A 14,636-nucleotide genomic window follows, 5' to 3' on the forward strand; every position below is an offset into this window, starting at 1 on the left:
GCACTATGGGATGACAGATTTCAATATCTGTCATCCCATCCACGCCGTCTGGCAGTCGTAGAGTGGCCAGGAGCAGAGGACGGACGGAAGAGGGTCGGTTGCGGTGGGCGAGAGTCTGCGCTTTGTAGAGCTGGGCATCGGCGAACGGGCGGTCCCCTACCAGGAGGCCCTGGCCGAACAGCAGCGGCTGCACGCCCTGCGGGTGGCCGACGAGATCCCCGACACCGTCCTGCTGCTGGAGCACCAGCCCGTCTACACCGCGGGCCGCCGCACCCGCCGCGAGGACTACCCGCTGGACGGCACCCCGGTGGTCGAGGTGACCCGGGGCGGCGAGATCACCTGGCACGGGCCGGGCCAGCTGATCGGCTACCCGATCGTGAAGCTGCCCGAGCCGATGGACGTGGTCGCCTATGTGCGCCGCCTGGAGGAGGCACTGATCCGAGCCTGCGCCGACTTCGGCGTGGCGACCACCCGGATCGAGGGCCGCAGCGGCGTGTGGGTGCTGGGCGAGGAGCTGCCGGGCGCGGTGGTGGACCAGGACAAGGTGGTCGACTTCGGCGCGCTGACCCTGCGGATGGGCGCCAAGCTCGGCCTGGACCCGCGGCTCGCCGGCCCCGAGTACGCCGCCTCCAACGCCGGCCAGCGCGGCGACGACCGCAAGCTGACGGCCATCGGCGTCCGCGTCGCCCGGGGCGTGACCATGCACGGCTTCGCCCTCAACTGCGACCCCGACATGACCTGGTTCGACCAGATCATCCCCTGCGGCATCCGTGACGCCGGGGTGGGCTCGCTCAGCACCGAGCTGGGCCGGGACGTCACCGTCTCCGAGGCACTGCCCGCGGTACGGCGGCACCTCCAGGAGGTGCTCGGGGATCCGGCCGGGAATCAGCTGCCGTCCGACGCTGTTGCCGTCTGAAGGTCGGCCCGGGGGCCGACCGGCCCATGGAATCACAGGCGTACCCTGGGGGGACCGCCTGGAAGTCAGAGCCCGCACCACCAACGCTCGCACCACATCAACATTGAGGGAGCCGCTACGTGTCCGCTGTCGCACCTGACGGTCGGAAGATGCTGCGTCTGGAGGTCCGCAACAGCGAGACCCCGATCGAGCGGAAGCCGGAGTGGATCAAGACCCGGGCGAAGATGGGGCCCGAGTACACGGCCCTCCAGTCGCTGGTGAAGAAGGAGGGGCTGCACACGGTCTGCCAGGAGGCCGGCTGTCCCAACATCTTCGAGTGCTGGGAGGACCGCGAGGCCACCTTCCTCATCGGCGGCGACCAGTGCACCCGGCGCTGCGACTTCTGCCAGATCGACACCGGCAAGCCGGCCGCCTTCGACCGTGACGAGCCGCGCCGGGTCGCCGAGTCCGTGCTCACCATGGACCTCAACTACGCCACCATCACCGGCGTCGCCCGCGACGACCTGGAGGACGGCGGCGCCTGGCTCTACGCCGAGACGGTGCGTCAGATCCACGCGGTGACCGCCGACCGGCCCACCGGCACCACCGGCGTCGAGCTGCTGATCCCCGACTTCAACGCCGTCCCCGAGCAGCTGGCCGAGGTCTTCTCGTCCCGTCCGCAGGTGCTGGCGCACAACGTCGAGACAGTGCCCCGGATCTTCAAGCGGATCCGCCCCGGCTTCCGCTACGAGCGCTCACTGAAGGTCATCACCGAGGCCCGGGCGGTCGGCCTGGTCACCAAGTCCAACCTGATCCTGGGCATGGGCGAGACCCGTGAGGAGGTCAGCGAGGCACTGCGCGACCTGCACGAGGCCGGCTGCGAGCTGATCACCATCACCCAGTACCTGCGCCCCTCCCCCAGGCACCACCCGGTGGAGCGCTGGGTCAAGCCGCAGGAGTTCGTGGAGCTGCAGCAGGAGGCCGAGGAGATCGGCTTCGCCGGCGTCATGTCGGGACCGCTGGTCCGCTCCTCGTACCGCGCCGGACGGCTCTACCGCCAGGCCCTGGAACGCCGCGGCGCCACCGTCTGAACAAGACGTGTGAAAGCCGCCACAGGGCTTCATGCATGTTTGACCCGGGGGTCACCGCGCGGTAACACGGTGTGGTGACGATGGGGGTGGCCGCCGCCGAACAGGGTTGTCCGACCGCGGCGGCACCCCGGACCGGACTGCGCAGCAGTGCGGAAGCGCGGCAGCGCACGTCGGAGTACACGTTCCGGACAGCACGACCACGAGGGGAGTGGTTCAGGATGCAGTCGACGAAACACGTACGACCCGGTGCGGAGCAGCCCGTCACCGGCCACATCAGCACGAGTCTGAGCGGCGGCCTGCTCGAAGGCGCCCTGCGGATGGCGGAGTCGGTCCTGCTCCGCGGCGGACAGCAGACGGCCCGGCGCAACGCCTGGGACGCGGTCTGCGAGAACCGCCGGCACGCCCAGGACCGTGAGGACGTCCGCCGGGTACTGGTCCGCGCGGCCCGCTGACGCCCCGTCGGCCGACCCTCCCGCAGCCGCGCCCCCGGCGCTCCGGTCGGCCGACTGCCGCAACGAGATCAACCCGATACGGTTTCCGACCCCCGGGCTTGGGTAACCGGATCAGTCGCACCGTACGATGGCGGCATGGCGAGGCAGGAAACCACCGACGAAAACCCCGGACGGCTGAAGCAGATCCGTCTGGCGTACACCATGACCAAGCGGGTCGACCCGAAGATCGGTCTCATCATCGCCGGTATCGGGCTCGGCACCTTCGCGGTGCTCCTGGTTATCGGCCTGTTGATCGGACACCCGATCTACCTGGGCGTGCTGGGCCTCTTCGCGGGGCTGCTGGCCGCTGTCGTGGTCTTCGGCCGCAGGGCCGAGAAGGCTGCCTTCGGGCAGATGGACGGGCAGCCCGGTGCGGCCGCCGCCGTCCTGAACAACATCAAGCGCGGCTGGACGATCACCCCGGTGGTCGCGGCGACGCGCCAGCAGGACGCGGTGCACCGCGCCGTGGGCCGCCCGGGCATCGTGCTGGTCGGCGAGGGCAACATCAACCGGCTGCGTCCGATGATGGCCGCCGAGAAGCGGAAGATGAGCCGGGTCGTCGGCGAGGTGCCGGTGATCGACATCATCGTCGGCGACGAAGAGGGCCAGATCCCGCTGAAGAAGCTCCAGCTGCACCTGACCCGGATGTCCCGGACGCTCCCCGCGTCGCAGGTCACCCAGATCAACGACCGGCTGCGGGCGATGGGCGACCTGATGACCAACGCCCCGATCCCCAAGGGTCCGCTGCCCAAGGGCGTACGGATGCCCAAGGGCGGCCGGCCGCGCTGAGCGCCCGACCGGGAACCGCAGCAGCACCCACAGATACGTAGAACGGCCCCGGCCGCGCCCCCACTCGGTGGGGGCGCGGCCGGGGCCGTCGTCCTTCACGCCATCACGCTCTGCAGGTCGGATCTGCTACATCCGCACCTCGACCGTGCCCACGGCCCGGTCATGCATCCCGCGGCCGTCCCGGTCCCAGACCACCGCGGGGATGGCCAGCAGCAGCAGGAAGGTGCGCAGCGCCACCTGGCCCAGCGAGGCCCGGCCACCGTCCAGCCGGACCACGCGCAGGCCGAGCAGCCGCTTGCCGGGGCTGCTGCCGATGGTGCCGACGGTGAGCAGGCTCAGTACGAAGAACACGAACATCGCCCAGTAGTTGGCGAGCACCGTGTTGCCGTGCGCGACCAGCCCGTAGGAGATGAGCGCGCACAGCCACCAGTCGATGACGACCGCGGCGAGGCGGCGCCCGGTCGAGGCGAGCGATCCGCTGCCCTGCTCGGGCAGCCCCAACCGCTGGCCCCGGTACGCCCCCGCGCCGTCCACCGGCGAGCCGCCGACCTGAGGGCCCTCGATCCACGATCCGATGACTTTTCTGCTGTCTTCCACAACGCCACAGTATCCGCCCGAGCTCTACCGAATTGCGCCCGGGTGCCGGTTTCCCGAGGAGCCGGTCGAGTGGTCTAGTCCACTCCCCAACGAGTGAACCCCTGCTCTCGGCGCCGTTCCGGCCGAACCCAGGAACCACAAGGCTTTTCTCCTCCTTGACCTGCTGCGGTTAACATCCACGAAACATACGAGTCACAAGCGAGAAACGGCCTGTTCCTATCGTGGCCACACCGGTACCGCCGGCGGGACCGGCGGCCGGCCGTGACGCCAACCGAGCTGCAACCCTGGCGCTTGCCGGGCCCGAGGAGGATGGATGTTCAACAACGCCGACGAGGTGTCCCGCTACATCTCGGAGAACGACGTCAAGTTCGTCGACGTCAGGTTCTGCGATCTCCCGGGCGTGATGCAGCACTTCACCGTTCCGGCCGGGTCCTTCGACCCCGCCGAGACGCTGATGTTCGACGGCTCGTCGATCCGCGGCTTCCAGGCGATCCACGAGTCCGACATGGCCCTGATCCCGGACCTGAGCACGGCCCGGCTCGACGCCTTCCGCAAGGACTCCACCCTCAACATCAACTTCTTCATCCACGACCCGATCACCGGCGAGCAGTACAGCCGCGACCCGCGCAACGTGGCCAAGAAGGCCGAGGCCTACCTGGCCTCCTCCGGCATCGCCGACACCGCCTACTTCGGTCCCGAGGCCGAGTTCTACGTCTTCGACGACGTCCGCTTCGAGACCAAGCAGAACAAGTCCTTCTACGAGATCGACTCCGTGGCCGGCGCCTGGAACACCGGTCGCGTCGAGGAGGGCGGCAACCGCGGCTACAAGGTCCGCTACAAGGGCGGCTACTTCCCGGCCCCGCCGGTGGACCACTTCGCCGACCTGCGCGCCGAGATGTCGCTGGAGCTGGAGGCCTCCGGGCTGACCGTGGAGCGCCAGCACCACGAGGTCGGCACGGCCGGCCAGGCCGAGATCAACTACAAGTTCAACACCCTGCTGGCCGCCGCCGACGACTTGATGCTGTTCAAGTACATCATCAAGAACGTCGCCTGGCGGAACGGCAAGACCGCGACCTTCATGCCCAAGCCGATCTTCGGCGACAACGGCTCCGGCATGCACTGCCACCAGTCGCTGTGGAGCGACGGCTCCCCGCTCTTCTACGACGAGCAGGGCTACGCCGGCCTCTCCGACATGGCCCGCTACTACATCGGCGGCCTGCTCAAGCACGCCCCGTCGCTGCTGGCCTTCACCAACCCGACGGTGAACTCCTACCACCGCCTGGTCCCCGGCTTCGAGGCCCCGGTCAACCTGGTCTACTCGCAGCGCAACCGCTCCGCGGCGATCCGCATCCCGATCACCGGCGCCAACGCCAAGGCCAAGCGCATCGAGTTCCGCGCGCCCGACCCGTCCTCCAACCCCTACCTCGCCTTCTCGGCGATGCTGATGGCGGGCCTGGACGGCATCAAGAACAAGGTCGAGCCGCTGGAGCCGGTCGACAAGGACCTCTACGAGCTCGCCCCCGACGAGCACGCCTCGGTCCCCCAGGTCCCCGCCACCCTCCCGGCCGTCCTGAACGCCCTGGAGGCCGACCACGACTACCTCCTCGCCGGCGGCGTCTTCACCCCGGACCTGATCGAGACCTGGATCGACTACAAGCGCACCAACGAAATCCTCCCGGTCTCCCTCCGCCCCCACCCGCACGAGTTCGAGCTCTACTTCGACATCTAAAGGGCCCTGACCTGGAGTGTTTGAAGCAGGTACGACGGCGTCGCTGCAGACCGTGAAGTTTTCGGCCTGCAGCGACGCCGTCTTTCCAGCCCTCGGGCGGGCAGCCGTTGCGGTTGCGTTCGAGTCCACTCTCAGGTGTTGACTGGTGGGACGAGTACCGCGACGTGTCGACCGCGCGGATGACGAGTTTCCGAGGAGCACAGCATGGCGCAGAAGATCTGGTTCATCACCGGTGCCTCCCGCGGCTTCGGCAGGGAGTGGGCGATCGCCGCGCTCGAACGCGGCGACTCGGTGGCCGCGACCGCGCGTGACCTCTCCGCGCTGGACGACCTCGGCGAGAAGTACGGAGACCGACTTCTGCCGCTGCGTCTCGACGTGACGGACCGTGACGCCGACTTCGCCGCCGTACAGCAGGCGCACGAGCGGTTCGGCCGCCTGGACGTGGTGGTCAACAACGCCGGTTACGGCCACTTCGGCCTGGTCGAGGAACTCACCGAGGCCGAGGCACGGGCGCAACTGGAGACCAACCTGTTCGGCGCCCTGTGGGTCACGCAGGCTGCGCTGCCGTTCCTGCGTGAGCAGGGCAGCGGCCACATTCTCCAGGTCTCCTCCATCGGCGGCATCAGTGCCTTCCCGCTGGTCGGGATCTACCACGCGTCCAAGTGGGCGCTCGAAGGCATGAGCCAGGCGCTGGCGCAGGAGGTGGCGCCGTTCGGCGTCAAGGTCACGCTGATCGAGCCGGGTGGGTTCGCCACCGACTGGGCGGGGTCCTCGTCGAGCACGTCCCAGCCGTTGCCCGCGTACGCCGACTTCCACAAGGAGGTGCAGGAGCAGCGCCGCAAGCGCGTCGGCACGCCGGGCGACCCGACCGCGTCGGCCGCAGCCGTGCTGAAGATCGTCGATGCCGACGAGCCGCCACTGCGCTGCTTCCTCGGTACGGCGCCGCTGGGCATCGCCAAGGCCGACTACGAGCAGCGTCTCGCGACGTGGGAGGCATGGCAGCCAGTGGCAGAGCTGGCACAGGGCTGAGCCGGGGACACCGCAGGTCAGCTGGTCGTCCGCACGGACGTTCCCCGGCGCCGTCACGAGTCGCTGGTCACGAGTCGCTGGGGACCAGTTCCGGCCGCGGCTGCGCTGCGGGCTCGCGGCGGGGAAGGAGGAGCGGGGTGGCCAGGATAAGCAGTCCTGCCACCGCGAGGCCGGTGCGCGGGCCGGTGGCGTCGGCGAGCAGCCCGGCGAGTGCGGTGAGGACGGCGATGGACGCCTGTTGGCCGATGGACCAGGCCGACAGGGTGCGGGCGACCAGGTGCTTGGGGGTGTGTTCGAGCCGGTAGGTGGCGAGGACCGGGGTGTACAGGCTCATGTTGATGATGATCGCCAGTTCGACCGCTATCACGGTGAGCAGGCCGACGATGCCGGGACGGACGAAGACCAGGCCGATCAGCCAGATCGCGCGCAGGGTGCCGACGGTCCGGAAGACCGCCTGCCGGCCGTAGCGGGCCACGACGCGGCGGGCCAGCCGGGAGCCGATGAGTCCGCCGAGGCAGGGGACGGCGAAGGCGAGGCCGTACTGCCAGGGCGGGAAGCCGAGTTGGCGCAGCAGGAGCACGGACAGCAGCGGCTCGGTGGCCATGATCAGCCCGCCGACGAGCAGGTTGTTGAGGTAGAGCGCCCGCAGACCGGGATGGCCCAGGATGTGGCGCCAGCCGTCGAGCAGGGCGCCCGCCCGGGTCGGGCCCGGGCCCGCCGGTTGCGGTGCTTCCTCCTGGTCGCGGATCGCGGTGACGCCCAGCGCGGAGAACAGGTAGCTGAGCGCGTCGGCCACCACCGTGGTGACCGGTCCGAACAGGCCGATCGCCGCCCCGCCCAGCGGCGGCCCGACCGCGATGGAGCTCCAGTTCGTGGACTCGAACCGGGCGTTGGCGACCAGCAGGTCGTCCGGCCGGACCAGGGACTTGAGGTAACTGCCGCTGGCGGCGTTGAAGGCGATCTTGGCCGCGGCGATCACGGCCGAGACCACCAGCAACTGGACGAACCCGAGCCGGCCGAAGGCATAGGCGACCGGGATCGTCGCCATGGCCGCGAACCGGGTCAGGTCCATGGCGATCATGACCGGGCGTTTGCGCCGGAACTCCACCCACGGCGCGAGCGGAACCGCGATCAGCGCACCCACCGCGGGCCCCACCGCGGAAAGTGCGGACACCTCGGCGGGGCCGGCGTGCAGCACCAGCACGGCGATCAGCGGAAACGCGCCGAACCCCAGTCCAGACCCATAGGCGCTGACCGCGTACGCCGCCCAGAGCCAGCCGAACTGCCGCCCCAACGGTCTCCTGCCCAGCATGGTCAGCGCCCCTCCTGATGCCTCACCCGAAACAGACCGAAGTTGATCGGTGAGAGCTAACCGACTGGCACCGCCGCAGGTCAAACAACTCCGCTGCCCCCGATCCACAACCATCCGTTGTCCGCGGAGGTGACTCGGCGCGGATCCGGAACCCGGGGAACCCCTACGCCAACTGATCGGCCGGGTGCGGGTCGGCCGGGGCCGGGCGGTCCGCGAGGAGGTCGCGGACCCTGGGGATCACCTCGCGGCCGTACAGGTCGATGGAGGCGGCGCGGTGCTCCAGCGGGAGTCGTCCGATGTCGTACTTGAGGTCGAAGCGGCTCAGGCCCAGCGCGCGGACACTGGTGGCGATCTTCTGGGCGACCGTCTCCGGCGATCCCACGAAGAGGGCTCCCTCCGCGATCTCCTCCTCGTAGCGGCGGAGGGAGGGCGGCGCGAAGCCGCGCTCCTTGGAGGCCGCGTCCATGACCGCCTTCCAGTGCGGCCAGTAGGCGGACCTCGCCTCCTCGTCGGTGCCGGCCACCAGCCCGAGCGAGTGCATCCCCACCGGCAGCCGCGGACGCTCGAACTGGTCGAGCGCCCGCTGGTAGAGGTCGACGTGGCCTGCGAACCGGCTCGGGTTGCCGCCGATGACGGCGATCATCAGCGGCAGGCCGAAGTAGGCGGCCCGGACCACCGACTCCGGCGTGCCGCCCACGCCGACCCAGACCGGGATGCCGTCGGCACCGACGGCCGGGTGCACCCGCTGGTCGACCAGGGCGGAGCGGACGGTGCCGGACCAGGTGACCGGCTGGTCCCGGAGCAGGTGCAGCAGCAGGTCGAGCTTCTCCTCGAACAACGTGTCGTAGTCGGCGAGGTCGAATCCGAACAGCGGGAACGACTCCGTCGAGGAGGCCCGCCCGACGATGAGCTGCGCCCGGCCCTTCGACGCCGCGTCCAGGGTCGCGAACTCGGCGTACAGCCGCACCGGATCCTGGGTGCTCAGCACGGTCACCGACGTGCCCAGCCGGATGCGTTCGGTCCGGCCGGCGATCGCCGCGAGGATGACCGGGCCGGCCGAGTCCACGTGCTGGTCCCGGTAGTGCTCGCCGATGTTGTACGAGTCGATGCCGACCGACTCGGCGAGCACCGCTTCGTCGATCATCAGCCGCACGGTCTCGGCATCGGTCAGCAGCCGTCCGGAGGAATCCGCACTCACCTCGCCGAACGAGTCCAGCCCGAATTCGATCTCCTGGGTCTTCTCCATCACTGCCTCCAGGTCGGTGTCGGCGTCGCCGCCGCCTTGTGCGGGGATAAACGGACTTTACCCCGCTTACTATTCCGGCCGGGTAGGGTGAGGCCCGTGGACGGACCCCTGTTGCCCCTGGGCGTGCCGCGCGCCGAACGCGCCGACGCCGCACGGAACCGGCTGCACCTGCTGGCCACCGCCCGCGAGATGCTCGCCGAGGACGGCGCGGACCGGCTCACCATGGACGGACTGGCCGAACGGGCCGGGCTGGGCAAGGGGACGGTGTTCCGCCGGTTCGGCACCCGCGCCGGCATCTTCCAGGCCCTGCTGGACGACGAGGAGCAGCAGTTCCAGCAACAAGTCCTGTCCGGTCCACCGCCGTTGGGTCCCGACGCCGACGCCCTGGACCGGCTGGTGGCCTACGGCCGGGCCCGGATCGGCTTCCTGTTCGCGCATCGCGACATCGCCCGGGCCGCCCTGGACGGCAGCCAGGCCGTCCCGGCCGGCACCGAGACGCCGCTGTCCCGGATGCACATCCGGATGCTGCTCGGGCAGATCCGGCTCGGCGCCGTCGATCCCGACATCCTGGCCGTCCAGCTCACCGCCGCCCTGGACGGCCCGCTGCTGCTCCACCTGTCCGCCGACGACCTCGCCGTGGACGCACCACGAATGGAGACCCGGCTCGTGCAGGGGTGGCAGAGCCTCGTGCACCGCGCCTGCCGGCCGTGACCGGCATAGGACCGACCAGACCCCGACCAGACCCAGACCCGGCAGAGGCCCGGCAGGGCCGACACTGCGGCCCGGCACTCCGCATGCGGCGGCCACTGCGGGCGCTTAGCCTACGGTCATGAGCAGCAGCGAGGCGTTCGTCACCGTCGCCGGGCGTGAGGTGCGCATCTCCTCGCCGGAGCGGGTCTGCTATCCGGCCGTCGGGGTCACCAAGCTCGACCTCGCCGAGTACTACGTCGCCGTCGCCGAAGGGCTGTTGCGCTCGCTCGCCGGACGCCCGATGGCGCTGCACCGCTTCCCCGGCGGCCTGGACGGCGGCAGCTCGTTCTACACGAAACACGCGCCCAAGGGCGTTCCCGACTGGGTGCAGACGGCCGAGGTGACCTTCCCGAGCGGCCGTACCGGCCGTGAGGTGTGCGTGACCGAGCCGGCGACGGCGCTGTGGGCGGTGCAGATGAACGCCCTGGAACTGCATCCCTGGCCGGTGCGCCGCGAGGACACCGACCACCCCGACGAGCTGCGGCTGGACCTCGACCCGCAGCCCGGCACCGGCTTCGCCGAGGCGGTCGAGGCCGCCACCGAGGCCGAGGCGCTGCTCACCGAGCTCGGCATGGTGCCCTTCGTGAAGACCTCCGGCGGGCGCGGCCTGCATGTGCTGGTCCGGATCGAACCGCGCTGGTCGTTCGTCGAGACGCGGCGCGCGGTCATCGCCCTCGCCCGCGAACTGGAGCGCCGCCGCCCCGAGCTGTTCACCACCTCCTGGTGGAAGGAGGAGCGCGGCGAGCGGATCTTCGCCGACTTCAACCAGATGGCCCGGGACCGGATGCTCGCCGCCGCCTACTCCACCCGCGCCACCCCGGAGGCCACGGTCTCGATGCCGGTGCGCTGGACCGAGCTCGCCGACGTCGCCCCCGAGGACTTCACCGTGCGCACCGTCCCCGCGCTGCTCGCCGAACGCGGCGACGCGCACGAGTCCCTCGACGAGGCGCCGGCCACCCTGGACGCGCTGCTGGAGATGGCCGATCGGGACGAGCACGACCGCGGGCTCGGCGATCTGCCCTATCCGCCCGACTTCCCGAAGATGCCCGGCGAACCCAAGCGCGTCCAGCCGTCCAAGGCCCGCCACGACGCGGACCAGGGGTAGCGGATAGGGGTAGCGGACTAGGACGACGCGGCCGGGCCGAGCACGTCGGCGAGGTCGTAGGCGGCCGGCAGGTCCAGCTGGTCGTAGCCGCAGGACTCGGGCTGCCGGTCCGGACGCCAGCGCAGGAACCGGGCGTTGTGCCGGAACCGGTCCGCCTGCAGCTGGTCGTAGCGCACCTCGCAGACCAGTTCCGGACGCAGCGCCACAAAGGACCGGTCCTTGCCGGCGTTCCAGCGGTTGAGCGCACCCGGGCGCCGGTGCCCGCCGTCGTCCTCGCCGAGCCAGGGGTGCTCCTCGCCCTCGCCCAGCACCAGCGGCGCCAGCTCGTCGACGAGTTCGGCACGCCGGACCGTGGTGAAGGCGCTCGCACCGCCGACGTAGTTGAGCACGCCCGGCTCCAGGTACAGACCCAGCATCAGCGATCCGACCACCGGGCCGCTCTTGTGTAGCCGGTACCCGGCCACCACCACATCGGCCGTGCGCTCGTGCTTGATCTTCACCATCGCCCGCTCGCCGGGTCGGTAGGCCCCGTCCAGCGGCTTGGCGACCACGCCGTCGAGCCCGGCGCCCTCGAAGGTCCGGAACCAGGTCCTGGCCAGCTCGACGTCCTGGGTGGCGCGGGACACCCGCACCTGCGGGTGCGGCGCGAACAGCCGTGCCAGCACCTCGTGCCGCTCGGCCAGCGGACGACCCATCAGGTCCTCGTCGTCGACCGCGAGCACGTCGAAGGCCACGAAGGTGGCCGGGGTCTGCTCGGCCAGCAGTCGGATCCGCGACTCGGCCGGATGGATCCGGTCGGCGAGCCGGTCGAAGTCGAGCCGGCTGCCCTGGACCATCACGATCTCCCCGTCCAGCACGCACCGCGGCGGCAGCGCCTCGGCCAGGGCGGCGACCAGCTCCGGGAAGTACCGCGTCAGCGGCTTGCCGCCGCGGCTGCCCAGCTCGATGTCGTCGCCGTCGCGGAACACCAGGCAGCGGAAGCCGTCCCACTTGGGCTCGTACAGGTACCCGCCGGTCGGCACGGACGCCGCGGCCTTGGCGAGCATCGGCTCGATCGGGGGCTTGACCGGCAATGCCATCGCACATCCTCGCTAGTCGTCCTGGGAACCAGCACACCACGCACAGCCGCGCACCGGCACCTGCCGGCGTCCGAACCGGTGATGTCCCCAGGTCGGCGACGGTCATCGAATCCTTTCGACAATTCGATGACCAAAGAATGACCGACCAGCCGAGAGTGGGTCAGCTTGCCCGATTGACAGTCGTATGGGCCCGCGCTTTGATTCGTCGAAACGTTTCTACGATGGTCTCCCGCCTACCCCACCCCTGGGAGGGAATTGATGAACACCGGACGGCTGCGCTCCGCCGTACTCGCCCTGCTCGCCTCCTCCGCACTGGCCTGCGCCTTCCTGGCCGCACCGGCGCCCGCACACGCCAGCGCGGCGGACACCACCGTCTCCGTGGACCTGTCCCAGCCCGGCGCGGCCCCCACCCACGCCGGGGCCGGCTTCCTGTACGGGCTGACCCAGGACGGATCGGGTCCGGCCGACTCCCTGCTGCAGCCGCTGCAGGCGGACCTGTTCCGCGGCGGCGGTGCCCGGATCGCCGGCGGCGGGTGGATCGGCGACGGCTACACCGCCGGCGCCGGCTACCGGGTCCGCATCAACTCCGCGCTCTCGCAGGCGAAGCGGGTGACGACGGCACCGTACAACGGGACCTACCACCTGCTGGTGTCGGACCTGTACGGCGCGGACACCACCCAGCCGACCAACACCGTCTACCCCTGCGACAACGGGAACTGCGCCAACTGGACCGCCTTCATCGACCAGGTCGTCGCCGACGTTCAGGCCTCGGGCGTCAAGGTCAGCTACGACATCTGGAACGAGCCGGACGGCACCGGCTTCTGGCAACGCGGCGTCAACAGCGCGCAGTACTACCAGATGTGGGACACCGCGGTGCGGGAGATCCGCCGCCTGGTGCCGTCCGCCCCGATCGTGGGCCCCTCCTACAGCGGCTACAACCACAGCTGGCTGGACTCCTGGCTCGGCCAGACCAAGGCCGACGGCACCCTGCCCAATGTCCTCAACTGGCACTTCGGCACCGACCCCGCCGCCGACGCAGCGGACGCGAGCAGCCTGATGTCCGCGCACGGCATCCCGGCGATACCGATGACCATCAACGAGTACCTCTTCTCGCAGCAGCAGAACTCCGCCTACTCGGCCTGGTTCCTGGACCGCCTCGCGGTCTCCGGGGTCACCGCCGCCGCCCATGCCATCTGGAGCGACTGCTGCGGGGCCGGCACCCTGGACTCGCTGCTGACCGGCAGCGGCAGCAGCCAGCAGCCCTCCGGGCAGTGGTGGGTCTACCAGGCCTACGCCCAGCTCACCGGCGTCCGGGCGGCGAGCAGCAACAGCGGCGGCATGGCCGTCTTCGCGACCGAGGACCAGAGCCGCGGCCGGGCCACCGCCCTGCTCGGCAACAACTCGGGCCAGACCGGCACCACCACGGTCACCATCAACGGACTGTCCGCCACGCCCTGGCTGCTGTCCGGCGGCACCGTGCACGTCACGGTGCAGCGCATCCCGGACCAGAGCCAGCTGGTCACCCCGATCACGGTCACCGACACCGCGCTGACCCCGAGCAACGGCAGCATCAGCGTCCCGGTGAACGTGGTCTCCGGGACCGACGCGTACACCGTCACCCTCTCCCCCAACGGGGTCGCCCCGACGCCTCCCCCGGTCGCCACCACCACCGTCGACGCCAACAGCACCGGCGCCGGCATCGACCAGTTCTCCTACAGCTCCGGCTGGGGCGTGGCCAACGGCATCAGCGACATGTACGCGGGCACCGCCAACTGGACCCAGACCGCCGGCTCCACCGCGCAGTTCCAGTTCCAGGGCAGCCAGGTCGCCCTGCACGCGGTCCGTGACACCGACCAGGGCATCATGACCGTCTCGGTGGACGGCTCCGCCCCGGTCACCGTGGACGACGACGCGGCCACCCGCAACGCCTCCGGGATCGTCTGGACCAGCCCGGTCCTGGCCAGTGGCGCGCACACGCTGACCGTCACCGCCACCGGCAACCGCAATCCGAGCAGCAGCGGCAGCACCATCGCGCTGGACAGCGCCGACGTCCTGCAGACGCAGAGCTCGGGCACGACGGTGACCGTCGACGGCAACGCCACCGGAACCGGGGTCGACCAGTTCTCCTACAGCTCCGGCTGGGGCCTGGCCAACGGCATCTCCGACATGTACGACGGCACCGCCAACTGGAGCCAGACCGCCGGCTCCACCGTGACCTTCACCTTCAGCGGGACCAGGGTCGCGCTGCACGCCGTGCGCGACGTCGACCAGGAGATGATCGCGGTCTCCCTGGACGGCGGCGCAGAGACGGTCGTCGACGACTACAGCCCCACCCGGAACGCCTCCGGCGTCGTCTGGACCAGCCCGACGCTGGCCGCCGGCACGCACACCCTGCACATCAGGGTGACCGGGAACCACAACCCCAGCAGCAGCGGCTTCAACGTCGCCGTCGACAGCGCCGACGTCACCACCGGCTGAGGGACCTGCTTGAACGGCTGGGGGGGGCGCGGATCGATCCGCGCA

General features: G+C 70.3%; 13 protein-coding genes. 9 read left to right on the forward strand and 4 right to left on the reverse strand.

The window, feature by feature from the left end:
- Positions 1-103: 103 nt before the first annotated feature.
- The 4 genes from lipB (at position 104) to IF29_RS0101760 (ending at position 3,266) form a co-directional block, all read left to right on the forward strand.
- Positions 104-916 carry a lipoyl(octanoyl) transferase LipB gene (gene lipB, locus IF29_RS0101745; RefSeq protein ID WP_037593961.1) on the forward strand — a complete coding sequence of 271 codons (813 nt, stop codon included), beginning with the start codon at positions 104-106 and terminating at the stop codon, positions 914-916.
- A 119-nt stretch (positions 917-1,035) separates the two neighbouring features.
- Positions 1,036-1,986: a lipoyl synthase gene (lipA, locus tag IF29_RS0101750; protein ID WP_030248576.1), complete on the forward strand. Its 951-nt coding sequence runs from the start codon at positions 1,036-1,038 to the stop codon at positions 1,984-1,986.
- Between the two features lie 218 nt (positions 1,987-2,204).
- On the forward strand, positions 2,205-2,438 hold the full coding sequence (locus IF29_RS41460; RefSeq protein WP_051724756.1) for a hypothetical protein: 234 nt from the start codon (positions 2,205-2,207) through the stop codon (positions 2,436-2,438).
- A 135-nt stretch (positions 2,439-2,573) separates the two neighbouring features.
- Entirely contained in the window at positions 2,574-3,266 is a 693-nt protein-coding gene (locus IF29_RS0101760; RefSeq protein ID WP_030248577.1) for a DUF4191 domain-containing protein, read from the forward strand.
- A 126-nt stretch (positions 3,267-3,392) separates the two neighbouring features.
- Here the strand turns inward: IF29_RS0101760 and IF29_RS0101765 are convergent, their stop codons facing one another.
- Positions 3,393-3,863, reverse strand: a complete 471-nt coding sequence (locus IF29_RS0101765) for an RDD family protein (protein ID WP_037593963.1) — start codon at positions 3,861-3,863, stop codon at positions 3,393-3,395.
- Positions 3,864-4,176: 313 nt separating this feature from the next.
- On the opposite strand from IF29_RS0101765, the gene glnA reads away from it, so the two are divergent.
- Together glnA and IF29_RS0101775 are read left to right on the forward strand one after the other, a co-directional pair.
- A complete protein-coding gene (glnA, locus tag IF29_RS0101770; RefSeq protein WP_030248580.1) occupies positions 4,177-5,592 on the forward strand; it encodes a type I glutamate--ammonia ligase in 1,416 nt (471 codons plus the stop codon).
- A 204-nt stretch (positions 5,593-5,796) separates the two neighbouring features.
- Positions 5,797-6,621, forward strand: a complete 825-nt coding sequence (locus IF29_RS0101775) for an SDR family oxidoreductase (RefSeq protein ID WP_030248582.1) — start codon at positions 5,797-5,799, stop codon at positions 6,619-6,621.
- Between the two features lie 67 nt (positions 6,622-6,688).
- On the opposite strand, the gene IF29_RS0101780 is transcribed toward IF29_RS0101775, so the two are convergent.
- The gene (locus tag IF29_RS0101780; RefSeq protein WP_030248583.1) at positions 6,689-7,933 is read right to left on the reverse strand and encodes an MFS transporter; all 1,245 of its coding nucleotides are present in this window, start codon (positions 7,931-7,933) and stop codon (positions 6,689-6,691) included.
- 163 nt (positions 7,934-8,096) lie between these two features.
- On the reverse strand, positions 8,097-9,179 hold the full coding sequence (locus tag IF29_RS0101785) for an LLM class flavin-dependent oxidoreductase (RefSeq protein ID WP_030248585.1): 1,083 nt from the start codon (positions 9,177-9,179) through the stop codon (positions 8,097-8,099).
- A gap of 96 nt (positions 9,180-9,275) precedes the next feature.
- Here IF29_RS0101785 and IF29_RS0101790 point away from each other — a divergent pair, with 96 nt between their 5' ends.
- Positions 9,276-9,890 carry a TetR/AcrR family transcriptional regulator gene (locus IF29_RS0101790; protein WP_030248586.1) on the forward strand — a complete coding sequence of 205 codons (615 nt, stop codon included), beginning with the start codon at positions 9,276-9,278 and terminating at the stop codon, positions 9,888-9,890.
- A gap of 118 nt (positions 9,891-10,008) precedes the next feature.
- Positions 10,009-11,034 (forward strand): non-homologous end-joining DNA ligase, encoded by a 1,026-nt coding sequence (ligD, locus tag IF29_RS0101795; protein ID WP_030248588.1) that lies wholly within the window; start codon positions 10,009-10,011, stop codon positions 11,032-11,034.
- Positions 11,035-11,051: 17 nt separating this feature from the next.
- On the opposite strand, the gene IF29_RS0101800 is transcribed toward ligD, so the two are convergent.
- Positions 11,052-12,113 (reverse strand): ATP-dependent DNA ligase, encoded by a 1,062-nt coding sequence (locus tag IF29_RS0101800; protein WP_030248590.1) that lies wholly within the window; start codon positions 12,111-12,113, stop codon positions 11,052-11,054.
- 258 nt (positions 12,114-12,371) lie between these two features.
- Here IF29_RS0101800 and IF29_RS43125 point away from each other — a divergent pair, with 258 nt between their 5' ends.
- Complete coding sequence (locus IF29_RS43125) at positions 12,372-14,591, forward strand: hypothetical protein (RefSeq protein ID WP_051724757.1); 2,220 nt, start codon at positions 12,372-12,374, stop codon at positions 14,589-14,591.
- Positions 14,592-14,636 lie beyond the last annotated feature (45 nt).

This window comes from Streptacidiphilus jeojiense (genome assembly GCF_000719095.1).
GTDB classification, from domain to species: Bacteria; Actinomycetota; Actinomycetes; order Streptomycetales; family Streptomycetaceae; genus Streptacidiphilus; species Streptacidiphilus jeojiensis.